Origin of the sequence: Rhodococcus sp. 14-2470-1a (assembly GCF_002259425.1) — a bacterium.
In the GTDB taxonomy this organism is placed as follows: domain Bacteria; phylum Actinomycetota; class Actinomycetes; order Mycobacteriales; family Mycobacteriaceae; genus Rhodococcoides; species Rhodococcoides fascians_E.
This window is the reverse complement of record NZ_NPFZ01000012.1, coordinates 1-1,067: the sequence shown is the minus strand read 5'-3', so window position 1 is coordinate 1,067 and position 1,067 is coordinate 1. Positions and strand designations below refer to the sequence as shown.

General features: G+C 63.4%; 1 protein-coding gene and 1 pseudogene. One reads left to right on the top strand and one right to left on the bottom strand.

The genetic code is table 11. The annotated features are described in order from the left end of the window. Positions 1–34 precede the first annotated feature (34 nt). Positions 35–661 carry a DUF305 domain-containing protein gene (locus CH292_RS06030; protein WP_094654261.1) on the top strand — a complete coding sequence of 209 codons (627 nt, stop codon included), beginning with the start codon at positions 35–37 and terminating at the stop codon, positions 659–661. 106 nt (positions 662–767) lie between these two features. On the opposite strand, the pseudogene CH292_RS06025 reads toward CH292_RS06030, so the two are convergent. Beyond that, positions 768–1,067: pseudogene (locus CH292_RS06025) on the bottom strand (heavy metal translocating P-type ATPase); the annotation flags it as partial.

Genomic DNA, 1,067 nt, shown 5'->3' with positions numbered 1-1,067 from the left:
CTCTGTACTACTCACTCTTGCAAGGAGTTTCCTCATGCGTACCAAAGTCATTGCCTCGATCGCTGCTGCTGCTGCGAGCGCGTTCCTCGTCGTCGGCTGTAGCGACAACGGGGCCGATTCGTCGATGGATGGCCATTCGATGGGATCGATGTCCTCGACGCCGGCATCGTCCGCGCCGGCGGGTTCGACGGCGCAGTTCAACGATGCCGACGTGATGTTCGCGCAGATGATGTACCCGCACCACGCGCAAGCAGTCGAGATGGCCGACATGGCCGAAGGCCGCACCGACAACACGGAGGTCCTGTCACTGGCATCGGCGATCGCATCCGCGCAACAGCCCGAGATGGACCAGATGACGGCGTGGCTGGCCGAGTGGGGTAAGCCCGCGCCCTCGGCTGACATGAGTCAGATGGGCGGGATGGACCACAGCTCCGGCAGCGGCATGATGACCGCTCAGGACATGGACGCGTTGATGGTAGCGTCGGGACCGGAATTCGACCGCCAGTGGTTGACGATGATGATCGCCCACCACACCGGCGCGATCGAGATGGCGAACACCGAAATAGCGGACGGTTCCAATCCTGACGCCCTGGAGATGGCCCGCGCCATCGTCGCCACTCAGCAGCAGGAAATCGAGACCATGCAGCGGCTGCTCGGCTGACCCGGCCCGCTATAAACAACGATGGCCGCATCCTCTCCGGCGGAGAGGGTGCGGCCATCAGCGCTTCGCAGTCGTCAGGGCTGCGTTTCCGGTACGAGATCAGCTCTCACAGTGACGGTGTGCGCTGCGACGGAGAATTGGAACTCCCCTCGTTCACCGCTCCGGTGATGGTGTCGGGCGTGAGGTCGAGTCGCCGAAGCAGCTGCGCGTTCGCGGCGACGATGATCGTCGACAGCGACATCAGGATCGCGCCGATCGACATGGGCAGCACGAACCCGACCGGCGCGAGCACTCCTGCCGCGAGCGGAACTGAGATGAGGTTGTATCCCGCTGCCCACCAGAGGTTTTGCTTCATCTTCCGGTACGAGGCGCGCGAGAGTTCGATCACCGACAACACCGACCTCGG

Bases quoted from the DNA above. Each gene is read 5' to 3' on its own strand.
- CH292_RS06030 (WP_094654261.1), top strand. From the start codon at position 35: ATGCGTACCAAAGTCATTGCCTCGATCGCTGCTGCTGCTGCGAGCGCG.